1 protein-coding gene is annotated in these 912 nt (G+C 57.0%); it reads right to left on the bottom strand.

Annotated elements, in window-relative coordinates:
* Positions 1 to 537, bottom strand: a 537-nt coding sequence (locus ACXJ7R_RS34495; RefSeq protein ID WP_457155698.1) for a cysteine hydrolase family protein, incomplete at its 3' end; no start/stop codon positions are given.
* Positions 538 to 912 lie beyond the last annotated feature (375 nt).

The following is a 912-nucleotide window of genomic DNA, read 5'->3' on the forward strand; positions in this document are numbered from 1 at the left end:
GGTGAGCAGTGCGTCATGCGTTGCATCGGAAGAACTGCACAGTGCGTCTGTGACCAGGACCACGCGATAGCCGAAATCGATGGCTCCGAGCACCGTTGCCAGAACACATACATCGGTTTCGCCGCCGGTGATGACCAGCGTGTCGACGTCACGCTCCATCAGAAAGGATTTGAGGCGACCTTCGAACCACGGCGAGTAAATGTACTTGTCGATAATGACGGCCGGCGGGCAGTACCCGGCCAATGGCGGCAACAATTCGATGATATCGGGACCGACATTCTCGACCGTCATCGACGCCCAGCGCTCGTAGTAGCGTTTCCATGTCCCAACACCCTGCCCCGGCTTCTGAGCGGGCAAAAAGCGCGTGAAGACCGTCTGTGCCGCCCGTCTTTCGACCAGCCTCTCGATCTGCGGAAGTACGCGGGTAATCCAGGGCGTCGCCCATTGTGATGGCTCGGCAAACATGCGTTGCATATCAACGCAAATATGCATGGATCGCTGGTCCAAGGGACCATATGCCAAACTTGGCATTGACATCAGCACCTCCCCAACCAGCGGTGACTTCTAATTGATCACTCCTCACCGCGGTCAAGGAAGCGAAACGTCACTTGCGGGGACACGTTCCTAGGGCAGGTACAGGAATCGACTCCGCGAGCCGACGCCGCTGGACGAATGGAGGCGTGCCCGAGCGTGTCGAGAACCGATTGGAAACAAGAACTGAGTGGCGGGTTGTCTCTGCGGCAAGGTCCGCTTCAACGCCAGTCGAGAGTCCAATACGTGCTCAAGGAACAGGTACGCCCTTCTCGAGTTGATAGTCCGACAGGCGAAACTGCATTGCAGGAAGCACGTCAGCGCAAACAGCGAGGAAGGTCCCATGGGTCTCGGCACAATTCTAATAATTCTACTGATACT

It is taken from the genome of Mesorhizobium sp. P5_C1 (assembly GCF_054049815.1).